Source organism: Actinoplanes sichuanensis, from assembly GCF_033097365.1.
Lineage (GTDB): Bacteria > Actinomycetota > Actinomycetes > Mycobacteriales > Micromonosporaceae > Actinoplanes > Actinoplanes sichuanensis.
Genome location: NZ_AP028461.1, coordinates 8,476,339 through 8,501,442 on the forward strand (window position 1 = coordinate 8,476,339; position 25,104 = coordinate 8,501,442).

The 25,104-nt window shown below is 69.6% G+C and carries 23 protein-coding genes and 2 pseudogenes; 9 read left to right on the forward strand and 16 right to left on the reverse strand.

Translation table 11 applies throughout. The features are described 5' to 3' along the window. The first annotated feature begins 59 nt into the window (after nucleotides 1-59). Nucleotides 60-1,304, forward strand: coding sequence for an alpha/beta fold hydrolase (locus Q0Z83_RS38880; protein ID WP_317788338.1), 1,245 nt, complete (start codon nucleotides 60-62; stop codon nucleotides 1,302-1,304). Here Q0Z83_RS38880 and rdgB read toward each other — a convergent pair. The 4 genes from rdgB to Q0Z83_RS38900 are packed head-to-tail and all read right to left on the reverse strand — an operon-like array spanning nucleotide 1,301 to nucleotide 4,676. Further along, nucleotides 1,301-1,921 carry an RdgB/HAM1 family non-canonical purine NTP pyrophosphatase gene (gene rdgB, locus Q0Z83_RS38885; RefSeq protein ID WP_317788340.1) on the reverse strand — a complete coding sequence of 207 codons (621 nt, stop codon included), beginning with the start codon at nucleotides 1,919-1,921 and terminating at the stop codon, nucleotides 1,301-1,303. The two genes, Q0Z83_RS38880 and rdgB, sit on opposite strands and share 4 nt — an antisense overlap. Next, complete coding sequence (rph, locus tag Q0Z83_RS38890) at nucleotides 1,918-2,646, reverse strand: ribonuclease PH (RefSeq protein WP_317788341.1); 729 nt, start codon at nucleotides 2,644-2,646, stop codon at nucleotides 1,918-1,920. The genes rdgB and rph overlap by 4 nt, the downstream gene beginning before the upstream one ends. Nucleotides 2,647-2,656: 10 nt before the next feature. Next, on the reverse strand, nucleotides 2,657-3,880 hold the full coding sequence (locus Q0Z83_RS38895) for a glycosyltransferase (protein ID WP_317788342.1): 1,224 nt from the start codon (nucleotides 3,878-3,880) through the stop codon (nucleotides 2,657-2,659). 49 nt (nucleotides 3,881-3,929) lie between these two features. Then, nucleotides 3,930-4,676: an MBL fold metallo-hydrolase gene (locus Q0Z83_RS38900; RefSeq protein ID WP_317788343.1), complete on the reverse strand. Its 747-nt coding sequence runs from the start codon at nucleotides 4,674-4,676 to the stop codon at nucleotides 3,930-3,932. 273 nt (nucleotides 4,677-4,949) lie between these two features. Between Q0Z83_RS38900 and Q0Z83_RS38905 the strand changes: the two genes are divergently transcribed. After that, a complete protein-coding gene (locus Q0Z83_RS38905) occupies nucleotides 4,950-5,333 on the forward strand; it encodes a hypothetical protein (RefSeq protein ID WP_317788344.1) in 384 nt (127 codons plus the stop codon). Here Q0Z83_RS38905 and Q0Z83_RS38910 read toward each other — a convergent pair. From Q0Z83_RS38910 to clpS, 5 genes and pseudogenes are all read right to left on the reverse strand, one after another. Beyond that, nucleotides 5,330-6,295 carry a PLP-dependent cysteine synthase family protein gene (locus tag Q0Z83_RS38910; RefSeq protein WP_317788345.1) on the reverse strand — a complete coding sequence of 322 codons (966 nt, stop codon included), beginning with the start codon at nucleotides 6,293-6,295 and terminating at the stop codon, nucleotides 5,330-5,332. The two genes, Q0Z83_RS38905 and Q0Z83_RS38910, sit on opposite strands and share 4 nt — an antisense overlap. 5 nt (nucleotides 6,296-6,300) lie before the next feature. Next, a complete protein-coding gene (locus tag Q0Z83_RS38915; RefSeq protein ID WP_317788346.1) occupies nucleotides 6,301-6,618 on the reverse strand; it encodes a MoaD family protein in 318 nt (105 codons plus the stop codon). Between the two features lie 68 nt (nucleotides 6,619-6,686). Further along, a pseudogene (locus Q0Z83_RS38920) lies at nucleotides 6,687-7,183 on the reverse strand (Mov34/MPN/PAD-1 family protein). Between the two features lie 59 nt (nucleotides 7,184-7,242). After that, nucleotides 7,243-7,743 (reverse strand): DUF2017 domain-containing protein, encoded by a 501-nt coding sequence (locus Q0Z83_RS38925; RefSeq protein ID WP_317788347.1) that lies wholly within the window; start codon nucleotides 7,741-7,743, stop codon nucleotides 7,243-7,245. A gap of 49 nt (nucleotides 7,744-7,792) precedes the next feature. After that, on the reverse strand, nucleotides 7,793-8,083 hold the full coding sequence (gene clpS, locus Q0Z83_RS38930) for an ATP-dependent Clp protease adapter ClpS (protein WP_093620264.1): 291 nt from the start codon (nucleotides 8,081-8,083) through the stop codon (nucleotides 7,793-7,795). 140 nt (nucleotides 8,084-8,223) lie between these two features. Here clpS and Q0Z83_RS38935 point away from each other — a divergent pair, with 140 nt between their 5' ends. The 5 genes from Q0Z83_RS38935 (at nucleotide 8,224) to Q0Z83_RS38955 (ending at nucleotide 12,403) form a co-directional block, all read left to right on the forward strand. Beyond that, nucleotides 8,224-9,510: a nicotinate phosphoribosyltransferase gene (locus Q0Z83_RS38935; protein ID WP_317788349.1), complete on the forward strand. Its 1,287-nt coding sequence runs from the start codon at nucleotides 8,224-8,226 to the stop codon at nucleotides 9,508-9,510. Nucleotides 9,511-9,518: 8 nt separating this feature from the next. Then, nucleotides 9,519-10,097 (forward strand): nicotinamidase, encoded by a 579-nt coding sequence (locus Q0Z83_RS38940; protein WP_317788350.1) that lies wholly within the window; start codon nucleotides 9,519-9,521, stop codon nucleotides 10,095-10,097. Further along, nucleotides 10,087-10,587 (forward strand): GNAT family N-acetyltransferase, encoded by a 501-nt coding sequence (locus Q0Z83_RS38945; protein WP_317788352.1) that lies wholly within the window; start codon nucleotides 10,087-10,089, stop codon nucleotides 10,585-10,587. Before Q0Z83_RS38940 ends, Q0Z83_RS38945 begins: the two co-directional genes overlap by 11 nt. Further along, the gene (locus Q0Z83_RS38950; protein WP_317788353.1) at nucleotides 10,584-11,174 is read left to right on the forward strand and encodes an RBBP9/YdeN family alpha/beta hydrolase; all 591 of its coding nucleotides are present in this window, start codon (nucleotides 10,584-10,586) and stop codon (nucleotides 11,172-11,174) included. The genes Q0Z83_RS38945 and Q0Z83_RS38950 overlap by 4 nt, the downstream gene beginning before the upstream one ends. Before the next feature lie 212 nt (nucleotides 11,175-11,386). Next, a complete protein-coding gene (locus Q0Z83_RS38955) occupies nucleotides 11,387-12,403 on the forward strand; it encodes a hypothetical protein (protein WP_317788354.1) in 1,017 nt (338 codons plus the stop codon). Nucleotides 12,404-13,607: 1,204 nt separating this feature from the next. On the opposite strand, the pseudogene Q0Z83_RS38960 reads toward Q0Z83_RS38955, so the two are convergent. The 3 genes and pseudogenes from Q0Z83_RS38960 to Q0Z83_RS38970 all read right to left on the reverse strand — a co-directional run. Next, nucleotides 13,608-14,819, reverse strand: a pseudogene (locus Q0Z83_RS38960) (MFS transporter); the annotation flags it as partial. Nucleotides 14,820-15,120: 301 nt separating this feature from the next. Continuing rightward, the gene (ctaD, locus tag Q0Z83_RS38965; RefSeq protein WP_317788355.1) at nucleotides 15,121-16,875 is read right to left on the reverse strand and encodes an aa3-type cytochrome oxidase subunit I; all 1,755 of its coding nucleotides are present in this window, start codon (nucleotides 16,873-16,875) and stop codon (nucleotides 15,121-15,123) included. Between the two features lie 112 nt (nucleotides 16,876-16,987). Next, nucleotides 16,988-18,094 (reverse strand): FAD-dependent monooxygenase, encoded by a 1,107-nt coding sequence (locus Q0Z83_RS38970; protein WP_317788356.1) that lies wholly within the window; start codon nucleotides 18,092-18,094, stop codon nucleotides 16,988-16,990. 341 nt (nucleotides 18,095-18,435) lie between these two features. Between Q0Z83_RS38970 and Q0Z83_RS38975 the strand changes: the two genes are divergently transcribed. Both Q0Z83_RS38975 and Q0Z83_RS38980 read left to right on the forward strand, forming a co-directional pair. Beyond that, complete coding sequence (locus tag Q0Z83_RS38975) at nucleotides 18,436-19,503, forward strand: DNA polymerase ligase N-terminal domain-containing protein (protein WP_317788357.1); 1,068 nt, start codon at nucleotides 18,436-18,438, stop codon at nucleotides 19,501-19,503. 127 nt (nucleotides 19,504-19,630) lie between these two features. After that, nucleotides 19,631-21,004 (forward strand): MGH1-like glycoside hydrolase domain-containing protein, encoded by a 1,374-nt coding sequence (locus Q0Z83_RS38980; protein WP_317788358.1) that lies wholly within the window; start codon nucleotides 19,631-19,633, stop codon nucleotides 21,002-21,004. Here Q0Z83_RS38980 and Q0Z83_RS38985 read toward each other — a convergent pair. The 4 genes from Q0Z83_RS38985 to Q0Z83_RS39000 all read right to left on the reverse strand — a co-directional run bounded on the left by Q0Z83_RS38985 (nucleotide 21,001) and on the right by Q0Z83_RS39000 (nucleotide 24,905). Next, the gene (locus Q0Z83_RS38985) at nucleotides 21,001-22,086 is read right to left on the reverse strand and encodes an S-(hydroxymethyl)mycothiol dehydrogenase (protein ID WP_317788359.1); all 1,086 of its coding nucleotides are present in this window, start codon (nucleotides 22,084-22,086) and stop codon (nucleotides 21,001-21,003) included. The two genes, Q0Z83_RS38980 and Q0Z83_RS38985, sit on opposite strands and share 4 nt — an antisense overlap. A gap of 52 nt (nucleotides 22,087-22,138) precedes the next feature. Continuing rightward, nucleotides 22,139-22,618, reverse strand: a complete 480-nt coding sequence (locus Q0Z83_RS38990) for a MarR family winged helix-turn-helix transcriptional regulator (RefSeq protein WP_317788360.1) — start codon at nucleotides 22,616-22,618, stop codon at nucleotides 22,139-22,141. A 203-nt stretch (nucleotides 22,619-22,821) separates the two neighbouring features. Next, nucleotides 22,822-23,211: a cupin domain-containing protein gene (locus Q0Z83_RS38995; RefSeq protein WP_106315246.1), complete on the reverse strand. Its 390-nt coding sequence runs from the start codon at nucleotides 23,209-23,211 to the stop codon at nucleotides 22,822-22,824. Between the two features lie 20 nt (nucleotides 23,212-23,231). Continuing rightward, on the reverse strand, nucleotides 23,232-24,905 hold the full coding sequence (locus Q0Z83_RS39000) for an EAL domain-containing protein (protein WP_317788361.1): 1,674 nt from the start codon (nucleotides 24,903-24,905) through the stop codon (nucleotides 23,232-23,234). Nucleotides 24,906-25,104: the final 199 nt, after the last annotated feature.

Below are 25,104 nucleotides of genomic sequence, written 5' to 3' on the forward strand. Positions count from 1 at the left end.
GTGCGAGCCGGTGCCCACCGGGGTTCCGATGGTCACCGTCGATACGGGAGGCTCGGAGGATGATTCATCGTCACTCCGGGCTCGTCTTCGTCGGGCACACTCTGGCCGTACCACTGAATCATGCGGATCCGGACGGACCGCGGATCGAGATCTTCGCGCGGGAGGTGAGGGAGCCCGGGGTGACGGCCGAAGGCCGGCCGTTTCTGGTGTATCTGCAGGGTGGGCCGGGGAGCCGGGCGCCGCGGGATCTGCCGGTCTGGTTGCGTCGGGCGGCGCGGGACTATCGGGTGGTGTTGCTCGACCAGCGGGGCACCGGGCGCAGCACACCGCTGACCAGGCAGACGCTGGCCGGGATCGAGGACCAGGCCGGATATCTGGCGCATTTCCGGGCGGACAGCATCGTGGCCGACGCCGAACTGTTGCGCGCCCATCTGGCCGGTGACCGTCCGTGGAGTGTGCTGGGGCAGAGTTTCGGCGGGTTCTGCGCGGTGACGTATCTCAGTTTCGCGCCACACGGGCTCCGTGAGGTGATCATCACGGGTGGCCTGCCGGGGCTGACGGCGACGGCGGAGGACGTCTATCGGGCCGCCTACCCGCGGGTGCTGGCGCACAACGAGCGGTTCTTCAAGCGGTACCCGGAGGACGAGGCGATCGCCGGGCGGGTCGTCGACGCGCTGCGCGAGCAGGACGCCCGGCTGCCCGGTGGCGACCGGCTGACGCCGCGCCGATTCCAGACGATCGGCATCCACCTGGGCTCGAACGCCCGTTTCGACCTGCTGCACCACCTGCTGGAAGAGGCGTTCGCCGGTGACCAGGTGTCGGAGCTCTTCCTACGCCGGGTGGACGCGGCGATCTCCTTCGCCGAGAACCCGCTGTTCGCGGTGGTGCACGAGGCGATCTACGGGCAGGGCGCGGCGACCGGGTGGGCGGCGCAGCGGGTCCGTGCCGAGTTCCCGGCCTTCGACCTGGATGCCGGCGGCCCGGTCCGGTTCACCGGGGAGATGATCTACCCGTGGCTGTTCGAGGAGGACCCGGCCCTGATCCCGCTGGCTGCGGCGGCTGACCGGCTGGCCGCGAAGTCGGACTGGACGCCGCTCTACGACCTCGACCGACTGGCCGCCAACGAGGTGCCGGTGGCGGCCGCGGTCTACTTCGACGACATGTATGTGGACCGGGACATGTCGCTGGCCACCGCGGCCCACATCGGCAACGTGCGGCCGTGGGTGACCAACGAGTACGCCCACGACGGCCTCGGACGTGACGAGCACGTCCTCGACCGCCTCCTCGAGATGGTGCGGGACTAGCGGGGCAGTTCCTTGGCGATCACCTTCGCCAGCTCGCGGAACGCCTTGCCACGGTGGCTGATGGCGTCTTTCTCCGCGGGGCTGAGCTCGGCATTCGTACGCTCTTGGCCGTCTCCGACGAAGATCGGGTCGTAACCGAAACCACCCTCGCCGCGCCGGCTGCGCAACAGCCGGCCGGTCTGGCGGCCCTCCACCAGGTGCTCGCGCCCGTTCGGCAGGACCAGCGCCGCGGCGCAGACGAACGCCCCGCCCCGATGCTCGTCGGCCACATCGGAGATCTGCGCCAGCACCAGGTCGAGGTTGGCGGCGTCCTTGTCGTCGCCGGTGGTGCCGGACCAGCGGGCGCTGAACACGCCGGGCATCCCGTTCAGCGCGTTGACGGCGATGCCGGAGTCGTCGGCGACCGTGGCCAGACCGGTACGCTTCGCGCCCTCACGGGCTTTGATCAGCGCGTTCTCCCCGAAGGTGAGGCCGGTCTCGGGCACGTCCGGGTAGCCCGGGAAGTCACCGAGCCCGACCAGCTCGATCTGGGCGACGCCGAGAGCGGCGTCCAGGATGCGCTGCAGTTCGACCAGCTTCTTCTTGTTACCTGTGGCAAGCAAAAGCCGTGCGCTCACGCGGCCAGCGCTTTCTGCTGCAGGATCGCCAGCTCGGCGCAGCCCTGCACGCCGAGGTCGAGCATCGCGTCCAGCTGGGCCCGGCGGAACACGCCGTTCTCCCCCGTGCCCTGCACCTCGACGAAGTCGCCCGCGCCGGTGCACACAACGTTGAGGTCGACCTCGGCCGAGACGTCCTCCTGGTAATCCAGGTCGAGGCGGGCCTGGCCGTCGTGCATGCCGACACTGACCGCCTGGATCGAGGTGTGCAGCACCTTCTCGATCTTGCCGGCCAACGACTTGCGGTCGGCCAGCCAGGTGACCGCGTCATGCAGCGCCACATAGGCGCCGGTGATCGCGGCCGTACGGGTACCGCCGTCGGCCTGGAGCACGTCACAGTCGAGCACGATCGAGTTCTCCCCGAGCGCCTTCAGGTCGATGCAGGCTCGCAGGCTCCGGCCGATCAGGCGGGAGATCTCCTGAGTACGCCCACCGACCTTGCCCTTCACACTCTCCCGGTCGCCGCGGGTGTCCGTGGCCCGGGGCAACATCGCATACTCCGCGGTGAGCCAGCCGAGCCCGGAACCCTTACGCCAGCGGGGCACCCCCTCGGTGACACTCGCGGTGCACAGCACCCGAGTGTTGCCGAACTCCACCAGCACCGAACCTTCGGGGTGCATACTCCAGCGCCGGGTCAGCGTCACCGGTCGCAGCTGATCGGCCGTCCGGCCGTCGGGTCGCGCCATGCTACGTACCTTATGCGTAGCGTGCGGCGCCCGCTTCGTCCGCCCCGGATTCCCGCCCGGCGACACCGAACCGGCGGGGCGACGGCAGGCCGTTGAACGGCGCGGCCGGCCGGATCAGACCGGCCACCGGAGCCGGGTTGGCCTCGTGGGCCTGCAGGAAGCCCTCGACCGATTTCGGCCATCCATACTGCTCGGCCCGGGCGCGCGCGGCGGCCCGGCGCTCGACCCGGGGCCGCTCCATGATCCGGCTGACCGCGTCGGCGAAGGCCTCGGCGGTGCCCGGCACGGCCACACCGGCGTCACCGACCACCTCGGGCAGGGCGCTCTGCTCGTTGACCACCACGGGTGTCCCGCAGGCCAGCGACTCCAGCGCGGCCAGGCCGAACGTCTCGATCGGGCCCGGCGACAGCACCACGTCGGCGCTGGCCAGCAGCGCCGCGACGTCGGCACGCTCGGAGATGTGCCCGGCGAACCGGACCGGGAGCCGGGCGGCACGATAGGCCAGCGCGGTCCGTCGGGTGCCGTCACCGGCCATCACCAGCACCGCCGGCACCTTGCCGTTGCGCAGCGACGCCACCGTGTCCACCGCGAGCTCGGGGCGTTTGGCCGCGGACAGCCGGCTGCAATAGACCATCAACAGCTCGTCGGGCCGGGCGTAGCGGGCGCGGACCGAGACATCCATCCGGCCCGGATGGAACAGGTCGAGGTCGACGCCGAGCGGCACCTCGATCAGGTTGGGCACACCGATCCGGCGGAACTCCTCGGCGGCGAACGCCGTGGTGCATACGATCGTGTCGAACGCCTCGGCGGTACGCCTGTTGAACCGGTCGGCGAGAGCGTCACGTTTCGGCATGCCCCAGACGCCGAGCAGGCCGGCCAGGCTCTCGTGGGACACCATCATCGACCGCACCCCGCGCTGCCGGGCCCAGCCACCGGTCCAGCGCAGCGTGGTGCGGTCGGAGACCTCGATCCGGTCCGGCTCCAGACTGTCCAGCAGCTTGACCAGCTCGCGCCGGCCGGCGAGCACGCGGTAGCCACCGGTCCGTGGCAGGGGGGCACTGGGCAGCGTGATGACACGGCCCTGGCGGGTCATCTTGTCCGAATAGCGGCGACCGGGAACGACGAGGACGGCCTCGTGGCCGGCATCCTGATAACCACGGCCGAGTTGACGCAGCGCGGTCCGCAGGCCACCGGTATGAACCGTGACGAAGTTGGCCAGGCGAACAATGCGCATGCAACAACTCCAAGGTCACGACAGCCGGTCCCTTACCCCCCGCTCCGGCTCAGAGATCGTATCTGGCGCCGGGACGGACGACTTCGACCGGTCCCGCATAGGCGGCGGTAGCCGCCTCCACAATAGATGCCTCACTGGCCCAAGCCGGAACGAGATGGGTCAGCAGCAGCTTGCCGACATCGGCCTTCGTCGCCGCCTCGCCCGCCTCTCCCCCGGTCAGGTGCAGGTCCGGCGGGTTGACCACGCCGTCCTGGTAACTCGCCTCACAGAGGAACAGATCGGCGCCGGCGGCCAGTCGGAGCAGCGCCTCACAGGGTGCGGTGTCCGACGAGTAGGCCAGCACCCGGCCCTGGTGCTCGATGCGCACACCGTACGTCTCGACGGGGTGGTTGACCCGGTCCACGGTGACCTGGAGCGGCCCGATCGGGAACGTGCCGGGCTGCAGGCCATAGAAGGTGTAGACGTCGTCGACCGGCTCGCCCTCGGTGCTGTAGGCGGCGGCGATCCGCTCGGCCGCGCCCAGCGGGGCGTAGACCGGCAGGGCCGGCAGCGGACCGGCCGGGTCGTAGCGCCGCACCACGACGTAGGTGCACGCGTCGAGCATGTGGTCGCAGTGCAGATGGGTGAGGAGGATGGCGTCGACGCCACGCATGTCCGAGTATCGCTGGAGGGCGGAGAGCGACCCGGAACCGAAGTCGATCAGGAGCCGGAACCCTTCGGCTTCCACCAGGTAGGCCGAACACGCCGACTCGGGGCCGGGGAAACTGCCGGCACAACCGAGAACGGTTAGTCGCATCCGGATCCCTCAGGTTCACACCGGGTTGCCCCACCGGACCGGCCGATGCCCGGCCGGAAGCTGGCCGAGCCGGACTTGTCTGACCAGTCAATCACGGAGCGAAGCGTACGCCGCGACCAGCGCTCGACGTTAACAACTGATCGATTTGTCGCTAAATCGACAACGCACATCACAGCCGTGATGACCAGGCTCATCACGTTTGCACCGTCACGTCCGGTGATCCATTCGCGTTGCTCAGGGTGAGTGCCCTGAAGATCATCGGATGGAGGCGGCGTGACCGCGCTCGAGCAGGTCCCCACGACGCGGGCCGTGACGCCCGCGGACATCCCGCACCGGCTCGTACCCGAGGAGCCGGTGATCTTCCGCTTTCCGGCACCCGACGATCCGCCGCCCGGCGCCGCACGGATGCTGGCGGTCGCGATCTACAGCGCGGGACTCGGTCTGTGCGGTGTCGCGGTGGGCCTCTACGCGGTGGTGGCCGTCTTCAGCGGGGCGCCGATCTGGTACCTGCCCGCGCTCGCTCTGCTCACCCTGCTGAGCGTGGCGCTGGTGGTGGCCGCGTTCCTCGCCATCCACCAGCGCGCCCTGCCCTGGATGCTGCTGCTGGCCGCGGCCCTGCCGATGGCCGCCAACCTGTACATCGCGGTGACGTACTAGGCCCAGAGCTGGCCTTCGAGGGCCTCTTCCGCCTCATTCAGAGTGCCGCCGTAGGCGCCCGTCGACAGATATTTCCAGCCGGCGTCGGGCACCACGAAGGCCACGTCGGCCCGGTTGCCGGCCTTGACCGCCTCGTGCGCCACCGCCAGGGCGGCGTGCAGCACCGCTCCGGTCGAGAAGCCCGCGAAGATGCCTTCGACTTCGATCAATTGGCGGGTACGCAGAACCGCGTCCCGTGTGCCGACCGAGAACCGCCGGGTCAGCACCGAGGCGTCGTACAGCTCCGGCACGTAACCCTCGTCGATGTTGCGCAGCCCGTAGACCAGCTCGCCATACCGTGGCTCGGCGGCGATGATCTGGATGCCGTCGACCTTCTCCCGCAGGAACCGCCCGGTGCCCATCAGCGTGCCGGTGGTGCCCAGCCCGGCCACGAAATGCGTGATCGTGGGCAGGTCGTGCAGCAGCTCGGGACCGGTGGTCTCATAGTGCGCGCGGGCGTTCGCCGGGTTGCCGTACTGGAACAGCATCTTCCAGTCCGGGTGCTCGGCGGCGATCTGCTTGGCGGTGGCTACGGCCTGGTTCGACCCACCGGCTGCCGGCGAGAAGATGATCTCCGCCCCGTACATCCGGAGGAGCTGGGTCCGCTCGGCCGACACGTTCTCCGGCATCACGCAGACCAGCCGGTAGCCCCGCAGCTTGGCCACCATGGCCAGCGCGATGCCGGTGTTGCCGCTGGTCGGCTCGAGGATCGTGTCACCGGGCCGCAGATGCCCGGACTCCTCGGCCTCGCGCACCATGAAGAGCGCGGCACGGTCCTTGATGCTGCCGGTCGGGTTGCGGTCCTCCAGCTTGGCCCAGAGCCGCACCGGCGGCGCCCCCTCGGGCACCGCCGGGGAGAGCCGGGGCAGGCCGACGAGCGGCGTGCCCCCGCACGCGTCCAGCAGGCTCTCGTAACGAGCCATCAGACTTAAAGACCGCCGAGCAGCGCCGCGGCCGCAGCGAACCCGAGCGCGCCGCCGGCGACCGCCGGGAGGATGGTGATCGAGTCGCCGTCCTTGACCTTGGCGTCGAGCGCGCCGAGGAAGCGGACGTCCTCGTCGTTGACGTAGATGTTGACGAACCGGTGCAGGCCGCCCTCGGGGGTGATCAGACGGCCCTTGAGGCCGCTGTGCTTGGCGTCCAGGTCGTCGATCAGCTCGGTGAGGGTGTCACCGGCGCCCTCGACGATCTTGGCGCCGCCGGTGTAGCTGCGGAGGATGGTGGGAACGCGAACTTCGATGGCCATGGCTGAATTTCTCCTAGAGGAGTCGACTTGAAAGGGCGAAAAGGGTCGGTCTGGTCGGGTCGCACGCCTCAGCGGCGGCGACACTCGTAGAAGACCGACGCCGGGCTCTGCCCGAACATGAACGACTGCACTGCTGCGGAAATCACGCCTTCACCGTCGCATCCACGATGTTGACCTCTTCTTCGGTCACCACACCGTCCACGATACGGAACGACCGAATCTCCTCGGAGTCCGGCTCGCGGGTCGAGACCAGGAGGTAGTGCGCGCCGGGCTCACCGGCGAACGAGATGTCCGTCCGTGACGGATACGCCTCGGTCGCGGTGTGCGAGTGGTAGATGACCACCGGCTCCTCGTCGAGATCGTCCATCTCGCGCCAGACCCGCAGATGCTCCATCGAGTCGAACTCGTAGAACGTCATCGAGCGCGCAGCGTTGTCCATCGGGATGTGCCGGGCGGGCACGTCACTGCCGATCGGGCCCGCGACGACGCCACAGGCCTCGTCCGGGTGGTCCCGGCGGGCGTGGGCGACGATCGCGTCGACGATCGCACGGTCGATGGTCAGCACGGCGTTCACATTACCGAAGCAATCGGCCACCTGACCGGTGGCGGTGCACACACCCGCAATCATTGAATGTCGGGTAGCGCGTTCAGCAGTGACTCCTGTAGGTAGCCCAGATACGCGTACACCGACAGCTGGAAGACCCGGCTCGACCCCGGATCGTCGAGCACCGCCTGGTCCAACTCGTCACCGAGATCGGTGTCCGCGTGGATCTCCAGACGGGTGCCCATGGCCAGGCGGGCGTCGTTGATCGCTCGGAGCCAGGCCTCGGCGGCCTCGCCGTCCAGCCGTACCTCACCCTCGCCCTCGTCCGGAAGCGCGGCGAGGATCGCGCCCGCCTGGTCGATCTTGCTGGTCTTCAGATCGCCCTCGGTGTAGAGCCGGAACTCCTGCGAATCCTCCGGACGATCGGGGTAGATGTCCGGAAAGAGCCGGGAGACGACCGGATCGGTGTGGTCCATCCCGTCGGTCAGCAGGCCGACCACCTCAGCGGCCACCTTGCGCAGGACTCGCACCTCGTCGTGCGCGAACGTGGCAACACAGTGGCTACCGTTGCGTCGGAACATGTGCTTTACCCCACCCGATCGCCGATTCGTCTATCCGGCCGGCCTGCGGTCAACCCCTGTCGACCGTGGCCCAGAGACCGTATCCGTGCAGTTGGTTGGCGTCCATCTCCATGCGCTCGCGCGCGCCGATGGAGACCACCGCCTTCCCTTTCGTGTGCACGTCCATCATCAGCCTCTCGGCCTTTTCCTTGCTGTAGCCGAAGAGCTTCTGGAAGACCCAGGTCACATACGACATGAGGTTGACCGGGTCGTCCCAGACGATGGTCACCCACGGCCGGTCCTCGGCCGGTACTTCCTCGATCTCCGGCGTCTCCACGGGAGCAACCTGAGGCAACGCCATGCCCACCATGGTGCCACCGGATCCGGCGAACTGGTGAACCAGCCATCCAACCGCTGGTCAGCGGCCGCGTCGCGCCCCGCCGTCGTCCTGGTCGCGCCCCGCGGCGGACAACGGAGCCGCGGGCGCAATAGGGTATGACCGTGGAGACGATCGCGCCGGCCCTGATGACCGATCAGTACGAGCTGACCATGGTCAGCGCCGCGCTGCGAGACGGCACCGCCGATCGCAACTGCGTCTTCGAGGTCTTCGCCCGGCGGCTGCCGACCGGGCGGCGCTACGGCGTGGTGGCCGGCACCGGGCGGCTGATCGAGCTGATCCGCGACTTCCGGTTCGAGCCGGGCGAGATCGAGTTCCTGCGCTCCGCCGGGATCGTCGACGAGACCGCCGCGAAGTGGCTCGCCGACTACCGCTTCAGCGGCGAGATCGAGGGGTACGGCGAGGGCGAGCTGTTCTTCCCCGGCTCGCCGATCCTGACCGTTTCCGGCAAATTCGCCGAGTGCGTGGTGCTGGAGACGCTGATCCTGTCGGTGCTCAACCACGACTGCGCGATCGCGGCCGCCGCAGCCCGGATGGTGACCGCCGCACGCGGGCGCCCGATCATCGAGATGGGCTCCCGGCGCACCCACGAGCACGCCGCGGTCGCCGCCGCCCGGGCCGCCTACCTGGCCGGGTTCGCCTCCACCTCGAACCTCGCGGCCGGCCGCGCCTACGGCATCCCCACCACCGGCACCTCGGCGCACGCGTTCACGCTGCTGCACGACGACGAGCCGGCCGCGTTCGCGTCCCAGGTGGCGGCGCTCGGTAAGAGCACCACGCTGCTCGTCGACACGTACGACATCAGCCAGGGCATCCGTAACGCGATCGCGGTCGCCGGGCCGGACCTGCGGGCCGTCCGGATCGACTCGGGTGACCTGTCCGTTCTCGCCCAGCAGTCGCGTGAGCTGCTCGACTCGCTCGGCGCCAGCGAAACGAAGATCATCGTCTCCGGGGACATGGACGAGTACTCGATCGCCACCCTCGCCGCCGAGCCGGTCGACATCTACGGCGCCGGCACCGCGGTGGTCACCGGCTCCGGCGCGCCGACCGCCAGCCTGGTCTACAAGCTGGTCGAGGTCGACGGGCGCCCGGTGGTCAAGCGTTCGGAGAACAAGGCGACGGTCGGCGGCCGCAAGACCGCGATCCGCCGGCACAAGCCCACCGGCACCGCCACCGAGGAGATCATCTACTCGCAGGGCGTGCCCGACCACCAGTCCAACGACCGGCTGCTGCAGCGCACCTACATCGCCGGGGGCGAGGTGCTCGACATGCCGAGCCTGGCCGAGTCACGCGACCACCTCCGGCAGAACCTGATCTCCATCCCGTGGGAGGGCCTCAAGCTCTCCGCGGGTGACCCGGCGATTCCGGTCGTCATCGTTCCCACCGCCTAGGGGGCCTCATGTCACGCGCACTGATCATCGTGGACGTGCAGAACGACTTCTGCGAGGGCGGCTCACTGCCGGTCGCCGGCGGCGCGGCCGTCGCCAAGGGGATCTCGCTGGTCCTCGACAAGGCCGGCGCCCGCTGGGACCACGTGGTCGCCACCAAGGACTACCACGTCCACCCGGGCGCCCACTTCAGCGAGCATCCCGACTTCGTCGACACCTGGCCGGCCCACTGCGTCGCCGGTTCCACCGGCTCCGACTTCCACCCCGAGCTGACCACCGGGCGCATCGAGGCGATCTTCCACAAGGGTGCGCACCAGGCCGCCTACTCCGGCTTCGAGGGTGCGACGGACAAGGGCGAAACCCTCGCCGGGTGGCTGCGCGGCAAGGGAGTCACCGAGGTCGAGGTGGTCGGCATCGCCACCGATCATTGTGTACGGGCGACCGCGCTCGACGCGGCCAAGGAGGGCTTCGCCACCACCGTGCTGCTGGAACTGACCGCCGGCGTGGCCCGTGCCACCACCGACGCCGCGATCGAGCAGTTCCACGCCGCCGCGATCGAGACGACCGGGAGCCCCGTCGTTGACGCCTGAGATCCGGCCGTTCACCGAGCCGGACTGGCCGACCGTGTGGACCATCGTCCAGGACGTGATCAAGGCCGAGGAGACGTTCCCCTTCGACCCGGCGATGCCCGAATCGGTGGGCCGCGCGGTGTGGGTCGAGCAGCCACCCGGGCTGACCGTCGTCGCCCTGGTGGACGGGCTGATCGCCGGCACCGCCAAGATGGGCACCAACCGGCCCGGCCCGGGTTCGCACGTCTCCACCGCCAGCTTCATGGTGGCGGCCGGGTCACGCGGGCGCGGCGTGGGCACGGCGCTGTGCCGGTTCGCGGTCGACTGGGCTCGGCGGGCGGGTTATGCGGGCATGCAGTTCAACGCGGTCGTGGAGAGCAACACCAGCGCCGTCGAGCTGTACCGTCGTGAGGGCTTCGAGGTGATCGGCACCGTCCCGCGGTCCTTCCGGCACCCGGTCCACGGGCGGGTCGGGCTCCACGTCATGTACCTGGAGTTCGACACCCCATGAGCTTTCTGCTGCTGCATGGCTGGCAGAATCGCCGGCCGCCCGGCCACTGGCACCACTGGCTCGCCGGTGAGCTCGCCTCCGCCGGTCATCAGGTGATCTATCCGCAGCTTCCGGAGCCCGATCAGCCCGTCCTCGCCGACTGGCTGGCCGTTCTGCGTACCCACCTGGCCGCGATGCCCGACGGGGAACGCACGGTGGTCGGCCACAGCCTCGGCTGCCTGCTCTGGCTGCACGCGGCCGCATCCGGGCTGGTGACGACGCCTGTCGACCGGGTGCTGCTGGTCGCCCCACCCGGGCCGGAGATCACCGCCGGGATCCCGGAGATCGCCGCCTTCCGGGCGCCGCACGTCACGGGTGAGCAACTCGGCGCCGCGGCCAGGCACACGCGGCTGGTCTGCTCGGACAACGATCCGTACTGTCCGGCCGGGGCCGCGGCCGACTACGGGGTGCCGCTCGGCATTCCGGCCACGGTTCTGGGCGGCGCCGCGCACCTCGACATGGAGGCCGGGTACGGGTCGTGGCCCTCGATCCGGGACTGGTGCCTCAGCGGCGCACCGGATGCGCCACTCACCCACCGGCCCGCCTGACCCTTCTTCCGACCGCACCCCCGCCGCTTCCGGGACGACACCTCGGCGTCCGATGTGGATCAGATCTTCGCGCCGCCGCCCGGCAGTGTCTCGTGCGTGCCGCCGCTCAACGCCGCCGCGGTCGCCTCGGCCCGGACCGAGACCGACTTTCTGGCGGAACCTTCAGTCGCGGCTGACCTGTTTTAATCAGCCGACGTCGATATCATGGGCCGATGGCGCGACGGGGTCGCTTGTCGGACAGCAGATACCGGCTGTCCTATCTGTACGCGGCGATCGGCGCACTCCTGCTCGTGACCGCGTTCGCGCTGCTCTACCCGGTCCGGCACACTACGGGCTTCGCCGACGAACTGCGGATCAGCATCGGCGCCAACCTGATCGACCTCACACTCGCCGTGCTCGTCCTCCAGCCGTTGGTGCTCTACCTCAGCCGCAATGCCGTCCGACGGCGCAACCGGCTCGACTACCGGGATGTCATCGGGCGCATCGAGACCGCCAACGACCGCGTCGACCTGTGGAAACATTGGACCGGACTGCTGGAGGGCCCGCACGAGGCACGGTTCGCCGAAACAGTCCGGGGTGCCCTCGACCGCGGGGTCCGCTTCCGGATCATGCTGACCGATCCGTCCTCCGCCGACGCCGCCGAACGCGCCCGCCAGGTGGCCCCGACCGACGCCATAGCCGCGATCCGGCAGAACATCCAACGACTCGACCGCTTCATCGCCTCCCTACCGGCGCGACACCACTCCGGCTTTCAGGTGCGGATCAGCGCCACCGGGCCGGCACACGCCTTCTACCGCGTCGACGACTGGCTGTCGTACGGCATCTTCCGGGATCGGAGAGTCAGCGAAAGCTCTCAGCGTGAGGTCCGGGTCCGCGGCGACCTTGGCGAACTGGCCCTGGAAGCCTTCCAGAACCGCTGGAACGGAGTCGGCCTGCAGAACATCGCCGACCACTACCGGATGCGGCTGCGGATCACCGTCCCCGATGAGACCGCCGAATACGAACTCCGCTACGTCATCCACGACGGCGAACACTGGGTGAACGTCAACCCGGCGGCCCTGCCACACGCCTTCCACCCGGACCATCGGGTGAGCACCCCCGGTGACGGCAACACACGGTGGGTCCTGGCCACCGCCACCCCGGAGACCCTGGAGCGGATCACGACGCTTTACACGGCCAAATACGGGTCGGGTGAGGGTCCGGTCCTGCTGCGGCTGACCGCCCCCTGAACCCTCGCCGACGCATCCCTGGACGGCACCGAATCAGGTGGCTTCCACATCTCACAGAACTCACTGGCCGCAACGCTCCCGACGCTGGGCGCACATCGACCACGGTGGCGGCCGGGTCGGCGCTGCTGGCACTGGAGGTGACCCGGCACCAGCGCACAATGATCACCGATCGAGTGCCCCGTCGCCGAGCGACGGCAGGCCTGTGAGGGATGCCCGAAAACTGACCCCCTTTCGGCGCTCGGGTCCAGAAAGGGTTCAGGTTTTTCAGGCGCCGTCGACAAGGCCGACGACCCGCCCATGAGCATCCGAGAGCTCAGCATCAACACAGCCGCAGCCCAAGCGCCGCATAGTCCGCCCAAGCACCGCATCGTCCGCCCAAGCACCGCATCGTCCGCCAAGCACCGCATAGTCCACCCCAGCAGCGCGGGAAGCACCCCAAAACGGGCCCGAAAGCGGCCATGCCGCCCCGCGGCCGCCGCACTGCCGGACGGTCGCCTGACGACCGGAAGCAGCCATGCCGTGCCGCTCGCCCCACGACTCGTCGGTGCCGGGTTTCGGAAGGACCTATCGCGGCTCGCACCGGCGAACCGGCCAGACCCTGATTCGGAAGCTCCCTACTCGATCCGACCGGAGTGGAGCACCGATGCGGGCCGGAAACCGATCCGGAAGCAGACCCAACCGGGAGCCACACCCGAACACCCTTAGTGAATCGTCGGCAACTTTCAGCGATGCGGCCCAGTCGAGCGAAGAGCCCGGCCCACGCGGGAACCGGCTTGAGGCAGGAAACCGCACCACCCACCGACCGACGACCGAACCCGCACCAACCGCCAGGCCCCCGCAGACCAGGACCCGCACCACCCGCCGACCCGGGAATCGAACTTCCTCAACCGCCAGGCTGGAGGCTGCGAGCCGGGGCAGTGGTCGGGCCGGAGCCAGGAGCTGGATCGGCGCCGGAAGACAAAGAGCCTGCCGCAGCCGAACCAGCAGCCGAAGACAAAGAACCAGCCGCAGCCGAACCAGCAGCTTGAGCGTTGCCGGTGGAGGCCGGGGCAGCGCCGGCCGGAGCCACGGCGGCCGGGACAGCGACAGCAGAAGGCGCGGCGGCAGTCTGCGCGGGAGCCGGGTCTGCGGTGGGCTCTGAGGTGACGGTGGGCTGGAGGGCCGGGTCTGGGACGGCGTCCAGATGGAGGGCCGGGTCTGGGACGGCAGCCGGGTGGAAGGCCGGGTCTGGGGCGACAACGGGTGGGGTGTCGCGACGATGGCGGATCTCTGTCGGCAGAACGAGGAGGGCGACCACCACACCGACCGCGCCCACCGCCACGAACCCCCACGCCGGGCCCCACTGGTCGATGGCGAGGCCCGCCAACGGGGCCCCGCAGGCCACGCCGACGGTGAGGGCGGAATTGTGCAAGCCCATGGCCTCGCCTCGGGCTCCGGCCGGGATGAGACGGCTGATGGCGTCGGTGCTGGCGGTGATGGTGGGGGCGCACAGCGAACCGGCCGGGATCAGCAGCAGGGCCAGCAGGGCCCAGTGGTCGCCGCCCAGGCCGACCGGGATGGTGAGAAGCGCCATCGGGGCGAAGAGCAGCAGCATCGGCAGGCCGCGACGGATCATGCCGTAGACGAAACCGCCGATCAGGGAGAACAGCGCCCACAGGGACAGGACCAGGCCCGCCCACTCGGTCTGGCCGGTCTCGCGCAGGACGGCGACGACCGCCACGTCGGTGCCGGACAGGACCAGCGTGGCCGCCATCGTGACGGCGAGAATGGCGATGAAACGAGGCTTCAGCCAGCTGCTCCGAGGCACCCGCTCGCCGGAGACGGGTGCCTCGTGGGCGGCCCGGACCGGTGGGTCGAGCAGCCACAGGCCGACGCCGGCGAACAGGATGCCGACGGCCAGGGTGACCATCGCGAAGCGGGAACCGGCGGTGGTGACGATCAGGACGCCGAGGGCCGGACCGGCCATGAAGGACAACTCGGTGGTCATCGAGTCGAGTGCGAACGCGGGCAGCCGATGCGACTCGGGAGTGAGCGCGGCGATCGCCTGCCGGGCCACCGAGAACGCGGGCAGCGCCAGGAACCCGCCGACCGCGGCGACCGGCAGCAGAGCCCAATACGGCAAAGCCTGCGCCACCAACCAGTAGACGACCTCGGCCACGGTGGTCAGGACGAGCACCGGCCGCAGCCCCCAACGGTCGATGAGTCGGCCCATCACCGGCGCGCCGATCGAGCCGCCGATCGTGGCGGCCGCTCCGACCAGGCCGGCCGCCCCATACGTCAGGTGAAGCCCTTCGACGACGTGCAGGGTGAGCACCACCGCGGCCGCCGCGATCGGGATGCGGGCGAGGGTGGCGACGATGAGAACCGACGTGATCTTCGGCAGCGCGAGTGTTTCGCGGTAAGGCGTAAGCGACATGGTGGATCCTGACCTCCGCCGCCCATCCTGCCGTGGGGGTATGACACAACGCCAACCAGTTCGAGCCGCGACCTGCAGCTCAAGCGCCCGATGTGACGAGCAACGCAGGCCCGGCGAGAAGGCGAGGACGAGGAGAAGGCGAGATACGGCGACAACGCGAAACGGGCCGCGGCGAGATGCGACAGCGGAGGGACCGGGCGGTGCGGAGAACGGGCGGCGGCGACAAGCGGGGAAGCGGCGGGAAACGGAATCGGCCCGCACTCGATGTGAGTGCGGGCCGATCCACGGCGACTACATGCGATCAGCGATCGCGGTCAGTGGCCACGTCTTCCTGGTAGGTCGCGCCGCCGTCGGACTCCGCGGTGAGCGGCCGTGCGCCACCCTCCGGCGGGCCGGCGAGCGAGTGACCGGCCGCCAACTCCGGGAACTTCAGGTCGAAGGCGGGCCGCTCGGAACGGATCCGCGGCATCCGGTCGAAGTTACGGAGCGGGGGCGGGCTGGTGGTCGCCCACTCGAGCGAGTTGCCGTGACCCCACGGGTCGTCGGCGGTCACGAGCACGCCGACCTTGTACGACTTCCACACGTTGTAGATGAACGGCAGGGTCGACAGGCCGAGGATGAACGCGCCGATCGTGGAGAACGTGTTCAGGAAGGTGAACCCGTCGGCCGGCAGATAGTCGGCGTACCGCCGGGGCATGCCCTTGGTGCCGAGCCAGTGCTGCACCAGGAACGTGCCGTGGAAGCCGATCATGGTGAGCCAGAAGTGGATCTTCGCCAGGCGCTCGTCGAGCATCCGGCCGAACATCTTCGGGAACCAGAAGTAGATGCCGGCGAACACCGCGAACACGATCGTGCCGAAGAGCACGTAGTGGAAGTGGGCGATCACGAAGTACGAGTCGGAGACGTGGAAGTCGATCGGCGGCGAGGCGAGCAGGACGCCGGAGAGACCACCGAAGAGGAACGTCACCAGGAAGCCGACCGCGAAGAGCATCGGCGACTCGAAACTGATCTGGCCGCGCCACATGGTGCCGATCCAGACGAAGAACTTCATGCCGGTCGGAACCGCGATCAGGAAGCTCAGGAAGCTGAAGAACGGCAGCAGCACCTGGCCGGTGGCGAACATGTGGTGCGCCCACACCGACATGGACAGCGCGCCGATCAGCAGGGTCGCGGCGACCAGGCCCTTGTAGCCGAAGACCGGCTTGCGGCTGAAGACCGGGATGACCTCGGTGATGATGCCGAAGAACGGCAGCGCGATGATGTACACCTCGGGGTGACCGAAGAACCAGAAGAGGTGCTGCCACAGCATCGGGCCGCCGGTCTCCACGTCGAAGACGTGGGCGCCGAGGACACGGTCGGCGGCGAGCGCGAAGAGCGCGGCCGCCAGGAACGGGAACACCATCACCGCGAGCAGAGCGGTGACCAGCATGTTCCACGTCATGATCGGCATCCGGAACATGGTCATGCCCGGGGCCCGCAGGGTCAGGATCGTGGTGATCAGGTTGACCGAGCCGAGGATCGTGCCGAGACCGGAGATCGCCAGGCCGACCACCCACATGTTCCCGCCGACGCCCGGCGAGTGCAGGCTGTTGCTCAGCGGGGTGTAGGCGAACCAGCCGAAGTCGGCCGCGCCACCAGGGGTCAGGAACCCGCCGATGGTGATCAGACCACCGAACAGGTAGAGCCAGTAGGCGAACGCGTTGAGCCGCGGGAACGACACGTCGGGCGCGCCGATCTGGATCGGCACCACGTAGTTGCCGAACGCGAACACGATGGGCGTCGCGAAGAACAGCAGCATGATCGTGCCGTGCATGGTGAACAGCTGGTTGAACTGCTCGGGCGAGAGCAGCTGCATGCCCGGCCGGGCCAGCTCGGCGCGCATCAGGAGGGCCATCAGGCCACCCAGCAGGAAGAACACGAAGGCCGTGATCATGTACATGATCCCGATCTGCTTCGCGTCCGTCGTGCGCAGGATCCGAGCAAACGCCGAACCCTTGACCTGCCGCCGCACCGGGTATGGTCGGGTCGCGATCGGCGACGGCGCAACGGTCGTCACGAATTGCCTCCGTTGTCTCGTTCGTCCCTCTCGGGTTTCCCCGATGATCGGGCGTACCTCGGTGGCAGAATAGTCCCCCGTGGTCGTTCGGCCTTCGCGGGGTGACCAAACGTCAGACCGGCGACACCAGCGCCCGATAGTGATCGGTGAAGATGCGGGCGCCACGACGGCGCAGCATCGGGTCGCGCAGGGACGGTGGGACGTCGCGGGCACGGTCTCGCTCGCGGGTCCGCTCACGAACCTCGGAACATCGCGGACGCCGACGATCCTCATACGCCCGGAGCGCAGCCGGGATGTCGCCGTCGGCCGACCGCAACTCCTGACCCAGCACCCAACCGTCCTCGAAGGACATCGCGGCCCCCTGGGCGAGGGTCGGCGCGGTGGCATGCGCCGCGTCGCCGACCAGCACGACCGGGCCTTTCGACCAGGACGGCAGAACCACCTCGTCGGTCCGCGCGACCTGCACCTTCTCGATCTTGTCGAGGATCGCGGAGACCGGGCCTCCCCAGGAGCCGAAGAGCTCACGCAGGCGCTCGGCCGGATCCTCCGGGTTGGGCGTGTCGGGCGCGGTCTCGTCGGCGTAGCAATACAGCCGGCGGCCGCCCATCGGCATGGCGACGAAGGCCGAGCGACGGCCGAGCAGCGCGGTCCAGTCGGTGAGCGGCGGGCCGCCGGTGACGACCGAGCGATAGACGATCTGCCCGGTCGGGGTGGCCGGGCCGCCCAGACCGACCTTGTCGCGGATCAGGGAACGGCGGCCGTCGGCCCCGACGACCAGGTCATACTCGGTCACCGCGCCGGTGCCGAACTCCACCTTGGCGGCGCCGTCGACGATCTGGACGTCGCGCACCTCGGTCTCGAAGCGCACCTCGCCACCCACCCCGGTGAGCAGGACCTGCTGGAGGTCGGCCCGGGACAGGGCACGGGACTCGCCGACCCCGGCCCACAGCCCGGCGACGTCCATTTCGAACAGATCGCGGCCGCGGGTGTCGAGGAAGACCTGCCGGAAGATCAGATCACCGAGCGGGCGCAGCGGAACGTCGAGGCCGAGCAGCCGCAAGGCGCGGGACGCGTTGCCGGGAAGATGGATGCCGGCCCCGGGCACCACGGAGGCGGGCAGCGCCTCCACCACCTCGGGCCGGAAGCCGGCGACACGCAGCCCCCGGGCCGCAGCCAGGCCGGCGATGCCGGCGCCCACCACGAGGATGCGCAAGCTCATCACACCAACGCTTTCTTGTCGATGGATACGCGTGGGAGCCAGAACACTACCCCCCGCAACCATCGCGGGGGAACACCCGCGATCAGGCACCGGTCCGATTTGGGCGCGATCTTAGGTTGTGCAACCCGTGAGGACAGTCTCCTGTGGCGGAACGGATGAGTCGGCCGTGACGACGGCGAACGCACGGCCCGCACGGGCGAGAGCAACGGCCCGGCGGCGGGCGTAGAAGAGGTTCCGGGAACGCGGCGAGCGGTTCATGCCGACAGCAAACCATCGGGGTACGACACTTTCGGCTGACTCTCGACGCGACGGCGGACCGCACCGCGCCGACAATCGAGGACATGACCGACCGCCTCGATGAATACCGGCGCAAGCGCGATGCCCGGCGCACCCCGGAGCCGGTGCCGGAGGCCGCACCGAGACCGGGTGGGGGACGGCGATTCGTCATCCAGCAACATCACGCTCGCAGCCTGCACTGGGACGTCCGACTGGAACGCGACGGCGTGCTCGTCTCGTTCGCCGTGCCGCGCGGCCTCCCCCGCGACCAGGCCCGCAACCACCTCGCCAAACACACCGAGGACCACCCGCTGGAATACCTCGGGTTCGCCGGCGAGATCCCGGCCGGCGAGTACGGCGGCGGCCGGATGACCATCTTCGACCGGGGTGTCTACGAGGCCGACAAGTGGCGCGACGACGAGATCGGCGTGACTTTCCGCGGCGAGCGCACCAACGGGCGGTACGTGTTCTTCCAGACCGACGGACCGGACTGGATGGTCCGGCGGATGGATCCGTCCGAGCCGGGCTGGGAGCCGATGCCGGACGTGGTGGCGCCGATGCTGACGACCCGGTATGCAGGGCTGCCGCCCGATGACGCCGACTGGGGGTACGAGATGGCCTGGGGCGGGCGCCGCGTCCTCGCGTACATCTCGGGTGGAAGACTGCGTCTCACCGACGCCGCCGGAACCGATTTGACCAGGTGGTTTCCGGAGATCCGGCCGATCGGGCCGGCGCTGGCGCCGGTCGAGGCGGTGCTGGACGGTGAGATCGTCGCCTTCGCCGGCCCCCGTCCGGATCCGGATCTGCTGGCCCGCCGCGAGGCGCCGAAGGACGCCGCCGCGGCGAAACGCGCGGCCGAGCGGACGCCTGTGCAGTTCCTGGTGTACGACCTGCTCTGGCTGGAGGGTCACACCACGATGGAGCTGGTCCGGTACGCCGAGCGTCGCGAGCTGCTGGAGGGTCTGGCACTGGCCGGCCCGCACTGGCAGACGCCTCCGTTCTTCTCCGGTGGCGGCGAGTTCGCGTGCGAGACCGCCCGCGCGCAGGGGCTGTCGGGAATAGTCGCGAAACGGCTTGATTCCCCCTATCTGCCGGGCCGGGCCAGCCGCCTGTGGCGCACCATCGAGGTGTGACGAAAACAGCCACCCCGGTCGGCGTGCCCTGAACCGGCGACGCCAGAATGCGGGCGCCCGTTTTCCTGGAGCCGGCCACCCGCCGGCCGATGAACCGGGCGGCCCAGTGGAAAGGCGTGTAGCCGGCATGCATCCCGTCTCGTCCCCGACCGCGCCAGTCGTCCCGGACATGTGCGCCGAGCTGTGGCGCTCGGCCGCCGGGGTCCTCGACGCGAACTGGACCGGCCACTACACGGTTCCGTCACGGACGCTCTATCCGCACCAGTGGAGCTGGGACAGCGCGTTCGCGGCGATCGGCCTGGCCTACGTGAACCCGGCGCGGGCGTGGCGTGAGCTGCGGAGCCTGTTCGAGGCGCAGTGGCCGGACGGCCGGGTGCCGCACATCGTCTTCGACCCGGAGGTCGGCGAGGACGCCTACTTCCCCGGTCCGCGGTTCTGGAACGTGCCCGCCTACAACGGCCGGCCCGCGCGGGGCAGCACCGGCCTGGTCCAGCCGCCGATGCACGCACTCGCCGCCTGGGAGGTCTACCGGCACGCCGCCGCGCACGGCGCCGACGCCGTCCAGCAGGCCCGCATCGAGCTGGGCCGACTCTATCCGCGTCTGGTGGCGCAGCAGGAGTTCCTCGGCGACCGGCGGGATGCGGGCGGTGGTGGCCTGGCCTCGATCGTGCACCCGTGGGAGTCGGGCCTGGACAACAGTCCGGCCTGGGACGACGCGCTCGCCTCGGTACCGGCCGACCTGACCCTGCTGGACACCTACCACCGGCGTGACCTGGACGTCTCGGACGTCACCCACCGGCCCACCGACACCGACTACGCCCGCTACCTGGGCCTGGTGGAGAACTACCGGGACGGCGGTTACTCGGACACCGACCTGATCGGTCGGCACCCGTTCGTCGTGGAGTGCCCCGGTTTCAACTCCCTGCTGGCGACGGCCGAGCTGGCTCTGGCGCAGATCGCCGGGGTGCTGGGCCGGCCGGTCGAGGCCCGCCGGCACCGGGAGCACGCGCGGGGCATCACCGCCGCCATCACCGATCGGCTGTGGGATCCGGAGACCGGATTCTTTCACGCCCTGGATGTACGGTCGGGGCGTCGGACACCGGCCCGGAGCGTGAGCGGTCTGTTCCCACTGATGCTCCCGGACCTCGACCGGGACCGGGCCGCCGCGCTGGCCGACGAGGCCGGGTCACCCCGGTTCGGGCTGCCGGCGCCGAGCTACGACCGGACCGGTCCGGCTTTCGACGATCGCCGCTACTGGCGCGGCCCGATCTGGGTCAACGTGAACTGGTTGCTGCGCCGGGGTCTGCTGGTGCACGGCCGGCACCGCGAGGCGGAGGAGCTCCGGCAGGCCCTGGTCCGGCTGGTGCACCGCAACGGGCACTACGAGTACTTCCACCCGGAGGACGGCGGTGGCCTCGGCTCACCCGCTTTCGGCTGGACCGCCGCCCTCTGTCTGGATCTGCTGGCCGACCGGTCGGCACCGGCCTACGCCAGGTCCTAGAAGATCACCACCGAGCGCAGCACGTCACCGGTGTGCATCTTGCCGAACGCCTGCTCCACCTCGTCCAGCGCGATCTCCTCGGTGACGAACGCGTCCAGGTCGAGCCGGCCCTGCTTGTAGAGCTCGACGAGGAGCGGGAAGTCCCGGCTCGGCAGGCAGTCGCCGTACCAGCTGGACTTGAGCGCCCCACCGCGGCCGAAGACGTCGAGCAGCGGCAGCTCGATGGTCATCTCCGGGGTCGGCACGCCGACCAGCACCACCGTGCCGGCCAGGTCACGGGCGTAGAAGGCCTGCCGGTACGTCTCCGGGCGGCCGACCGCCTCGACCACCACGTCGGCGCCGTTGCCGCCGGTGAGCGCCTTGACCGCCTCGACCACGTCGGCCTCGCGCGCGTTGATCGTGTGGGTCGCCCCGAACCCGCGGGCCCACTCCAGTTTCCGGTCGTCGGTGTCGATCGCGATGATCGTGGTCGCGCCGGCCAGGGCGGCGCCAGCCACCGCGCCGTCGCCGACACCACCGCAGCCGATCACCGCGACCGAGTCACCGCGGGTCACCCCGCCGGTGTTGATCGACGCGCCGATGCCGGCCATCACGCCGCAGCCGAGCAGGCCGACCGCGGCCGCCCGGGCCGACGGGTCGACCTTCGTGCACTGGCCGGCGTGCACCAGCGTCTTCTCCACGAACGCGCCGACGCCGAGGGCCGGGGACAGCTCGGTGCCGTCCTCCAGGGTCATTCGCTGCTTGGCGTTGTGGGTGGCGAAGCAGTACCACGGCTTGCCCTTGTTGCAGGCACGACAGTTGCCGCAGACGGCACGCCAGTTGAGTACCACGAAGTCGCCGGGAGCCACATCGGTGACCCCGGCGCCGACCGACTCGACCACCCCGGCCGCCTCGTGGCCGAGCAGGAACGGGAACTCGTCGTTGATCCCGCCCTCGCGATAGTGCAGGTCGGTGTGACAGACCCCGCAGGCCTGCACTTTGACGACCGCCTCGCCCGGTCCTGGGTCAGGGACCACGATGGTGGTCACCTCGACCGGTTTGCCCTTCTCCCGGGCGATCACGCCCCGCACCCGCTGACTCATTCCCGCACATCCTTCACCGGTCGGTGGTCCGATCAGGACAGCCTTGCAGATCTCACCGGGAAACGGGACGGGATCGCACCTCCAGCGGGGTCTCCAGCAGTGACTCGGCGAGCTTGGTCAGCTGCCTGACCTGCGCGGTGGTCAGCCGGTCGAAGATCAGCTGCTGGACCGCCTCGGCGTGGCCGGGCGCCGACTCGGTGACTTTCACCCAACCGGCGTCGGTGAGCACGGCGATCTGGACCCTGCCGTCCTCGGCGTCCCGTTCGCGGCGCACCCAGCCCTTCTCCTCCAGACGGGCCACCACGTGGGAGAGCCGGGAGAGTGAGGCGCTGGCCCGTTTGGCCAGCCTGCTCATGGCCAGCCGGCGATCCGGGCGCTCGGAGAGGGTCATCAGCACCAGGTAGCCCATGTGGGTCAGCCCGGCGTCACGCTGCAGTTGAGCCTCCAGCGCGGCGGGGACCCGGACGAGCACTTCGACCACCTGCCGCCAGGCGTGCTGCTGCTCGTCGGTCAACCAGCGCGGGTCATCCATCCTGGCAGGTTAGTGGCGATCGACGGTTACGGTAGTGACCGGACAGGTGAGATCCAGCCAAGGCGTCACGGATGGGCCTTCGATTCGATCGACTTCCGTGAACCTGGGCAGGTAGGCTGTCCGGGGACTTTAACCCCTGAACACGGCGCCGGAACCGGCTGGCTGGGGGGCCTCGGCCGGTTCCGGCGTCGTGACCTAATCACTCACTCGGTGGGCGGTTCGTCCTTGCCGGCCTCTTCGAGAGCGTCGGCCTCCTCCTTCGTCTTGTGCACCGCACCGTCGGCGTGCTCCGGCGGGCCGTAGACGGTGTAGAGGACCAGCGGATTCGGCCCCTCGTTGAGGAAGTTGTGCTTGCGGCCGGCCGGCACCACCACCAGGTCGCCCTGGGCGACCTTGCGGGTCTCGCCGCTGATCACGGCCTTGCCGACACCGCTCACGAAGGTCAGGATCTGGTCCACCTCGTGGACCTCCTCGCCGATCTCGCCGCCCGGCGGGACGGTCATGATGACGAGCTGGGTGTGCTTTCCGGTCCAGAGCACGCGGCGGAAGTCGGGGCTCTGCTCAGCGACGGTGGCGATCGTGAAGTGCTCCATGGCACTGCTCGTTACCCAGGTCAGAGTTCGCGCAACCCGCCCGGGACGACCGGGGACGGCCGGCCGATCAGATAGCCCTGGACGTAGTCGACACCGAGCTCACGCAGCATCCGCAGGGTGGCCTCGTCCTGCACGAACTCGGCGACGGTGTGGATGCCGTACGCCTGGCAGACCTGCACGAGTGCCCGTACCAGAACCTGGTCCTGTGGATTGTCGACGAGGTCCACCACATACTCCCCGTCGATCTTGACCAGGTCGATCGGGAAGAGCCGCAGGTACCGGAACGACGCGTACCCGGAGCCGAAGTCGTCGAGCGCCAGCCCGCAGCCGAGGTCACGCACCCGGTCGGCGAACCGGCGGGCCTCGCTCAGGTTGCCGATCAGCGCCGTCTCGGTGATCTCGAAGGTCAGCTGCGGCGGGTCGACCCGGTAGCGCTCCAGCAGCTTCTCCACCTCGTTGGTGAGCCGCGGATCGCCGACCGAGCGGCCGGAGAGGTTCACCTGGAGGCAGAGACCGGGCTGCTCGGCGGCCAGGCGCATGGCCCGCTCGACCACCCACAGGTCGATGTCGAAGATCGCGTCGAGCCGCTCGGCGGTGTCCAGCACCTGGATCGGTGACTGCGGGCCGTCGGCCTCGTCGAGCACCCGCAGCAGCAGCTCGTGGCGGGTCACCCGGTTGGTCTGGAGTTCCAGGATCGGCTGGGAGTAGAGGGTGAACCGGTCGGTGCCGAGCGCGTCGGCGACCCGGCTGCGGTACGAGCCCTGTCGATCGCGGACCGGCACCGGGTGCGCGACCAGGGTGATCGACCGTTCCGCCTCCCGCGACTGCCGCCACGCCTGCTCGGCGTCGATCAGCAGGCCGTGGCTGCCGGCCTCGGCGTCCCGCTCGAACCGGACCAGGCCACCCCAGCAGTGCGACTGCTCGCCGAGCGCGGCGACCAGGTCGCGCGCCTGCTCGCGGGCGGCGCGCCAGGTGGTCCGCGCGAACAGGACACCTATCTCGTTCGGGCCGACCCGACCGATCAGGTGTTCCGGGCGGGCCTTCTCCTCCACCAGCCGGGCGGCCTGATGCAGCAGTTCGGCGTTGTGGTCCGGGCGTACCCCCTCGGCGTTGTCCCCGGACTGGACCCGGACCACCAGCAGGGCGCCGCCCGCGCCGCGCAACGCGCGGTCGATCTCGTCGGCGAACCGGGCACGGATCAACAGTCCGGTCGCCGGGTCCGGCTCGACCAGGGAGGCCTGCACGGTCTCACCGCGCCGGGTCAGACGGGCCGACTCGCGGCGGGCCCGCTCGCGGGCCGAGACGTCGCGGACCGTGCCCCGGATGCCGCGGACCGCACCCTCCGGACCGGCCATCGGCTCGATGGTGCAGTCGACGTCGAACCAGCCGCCGTCGGAACGCATCAGCCGGACCGTGGTGTGCACGACGGTCTGGCTGGTCCAGGCCTCGGTGATCGCGCCGAGCGCCTTGGCATGGTCGTCGCGGTGCACATGCCGGGCCAGTATCTGCCTGGTCTTGCCCTTCTCGGCGGGGACCCGGCCGACCATCGCGGCGAAGGCCGGCGACCAGACGATCTGATCTCCGGCGGCGGTGTACGTGAACCAGGCCGGCCGTTCGTCAGCCGGCTGCCGGGGCTCCGGGAGGGCATGCGGCGGCGCGGGAGTCCAACGCTCCCGTTCTTCGGGCACCGTCATATAACGCCACCTCCCCCCTTGCACACGGCCGCTCCCCCTGTCACCCAGGACCCCTTACCTATTACGACCTGTCACCGGGCCGTAGTAACAGTGGACACGAGCGTCAAACTTTTACCGAATCCGCAAGCAAGGCCAGGAGCAGGGAATTATCGCCCATCCAGAGTAACGAAACAACCGAATGGATGACCTCGTTCCCTTA

What these genes read in the sequence shown, in the direction of transcription:
- Q0Z83_RS38880 (WP_317788338.1), top strand. Translation starts at nt 60, where the DNA reads ATGATTCATCGTCACTCCGGGCTCGTCTTCGTCGGGCACACTCTGGCC.
- rph (WP_317788341.1), bottom strand. Translation starts at nt 2,646, where the DNA reads ATGGCGCGACCCGACGGCCGGACGGCCGATCAGCTGCGACCGGTGACG.
- Q0Z83_RS38895 (WP_317788342.1), bottom strand. Translation starts at nt 3,880, where the DNA reads ATGCGCATTGTTCGCCTGGCCAACTTCGTCACGGTTCATACCGGTGGC.
- Q0Z83_RS38900 (WP_317788343.1), bottom strand. Translation starts at nt 4,676, where the DNA reads ATGCGACTAACCGTTCTCGGTTGTGCCGGCAGTTTCCCCGGCCCCGAG.
- Q0Z83_RS38910 (WP_317788345.1), bottom strand. Translation starts at nt 6,295, where the DNA reads ATGGCTCGTTACGAGAGCCTGCTGGACGCGTGCGGGGGCACGCCGCTC.
- Q0Z83_RS38915 (WP_317788346.1), bottom strand. Translation starts at nt 6,618, where the DNA reads ATGGCCATCGAAGTTCGCGTTCCCACCATCCTCCGCAGCTACACCGGC.
- Q0Z83_RS38925 (WP_317788347.1), bottom strand. Translation starts at nt 7,743, where the DNA reads ATGTTCCGACGCAACGGTAGCCACTGTGTTGCCACGTTCGCGCACGAC.
- clpS (WP_093620264.1), bottom strand. Translation starts at nt 8,083, where the DNA reads ATGGCGTTGCCTCAGGTTGCTCCCGTGGAGACGCCGGAGATCGAGGAA.
- Q0Z83_RS38940 (WP_317788350.1), top strand. Translation starts at nt 9,519, where the DNA reads ATGTCACGCGCACTGATCATCGTGGACGTGCAGAACGACTTCTGCGAG.
- Q0Z83_RS38950 (WP_317788353.1), top strand. Translation starts at nt 10,584, where the DNA reads ATGAGCTTTCTGCTGCTGCATGGCTGGCAGAATCGCCGGCCGCCCGGC.
- Q0Z83_RS38955 (WP_317788354.1), top strand. Translation starts at nt 11,387, where the DNA reads ATGGCGCGACGGGGTCGCTTGTCGGACAGCAGATACCGGCTGTCCTAT.
- Q0Z83_RS38970 (WP_317788356.1), bottom strand. Translation starts at nt 18,094, where the DNA reads ATGAGCTTGCGCATCCTCGTGGTGGGCGCCGGCATCGCCGGCCTGGCT.
- Q0Z83_RS38975 (WP_317788357.1), top strand. Translation starts at nt 18,436, where the DNA reads ATGACCGACCGCCTCGATGAATACCGGCGCAAGCGCGATGCCCGGCGC.
- Q0Z83_RS38980 (WP_317788358.1), top strand. Translation starts at nt 19,631, where the DNA reads ATGCATCCCGTCTCGTCCCCGACCGCGCCAGTCGTCCCGGACATGTGC.
- Q0Z83_RS38985 (WP_317788359.1), bottom strand. Translation starts at nt 22,086, where the DNA reads ATGAGTCAGCGGGTGCGGGGCGTGATCGCCCGGGAGAAGGGCAAACCG.
- Q0Z83_RS38990 (WP_317788360.1), bottom strand. Translation starts at nt 22,618, where the DNA reads ATGGATGACCCGCGCTGGTTGACCGACGAGCAGCAGCACGCCTGGCGG.
- Q0Z83_RS38995 (WP_106315246.1), bottom strand. Translation starts at nt 23,211, where the DNA reads ATGGAGCACTTCACGATCGCCACCGTCGCTGAGCAGAGCCCCGACTTC.
- Q0Z83_RS39000 (WP_317788361.1), bottom strand. Translation starts at nt 24,905, where the DNA reads ATGACGGTGCCCGAAGAACGGGAGCGTTGGACTCCCGCGCCGCCGCAT.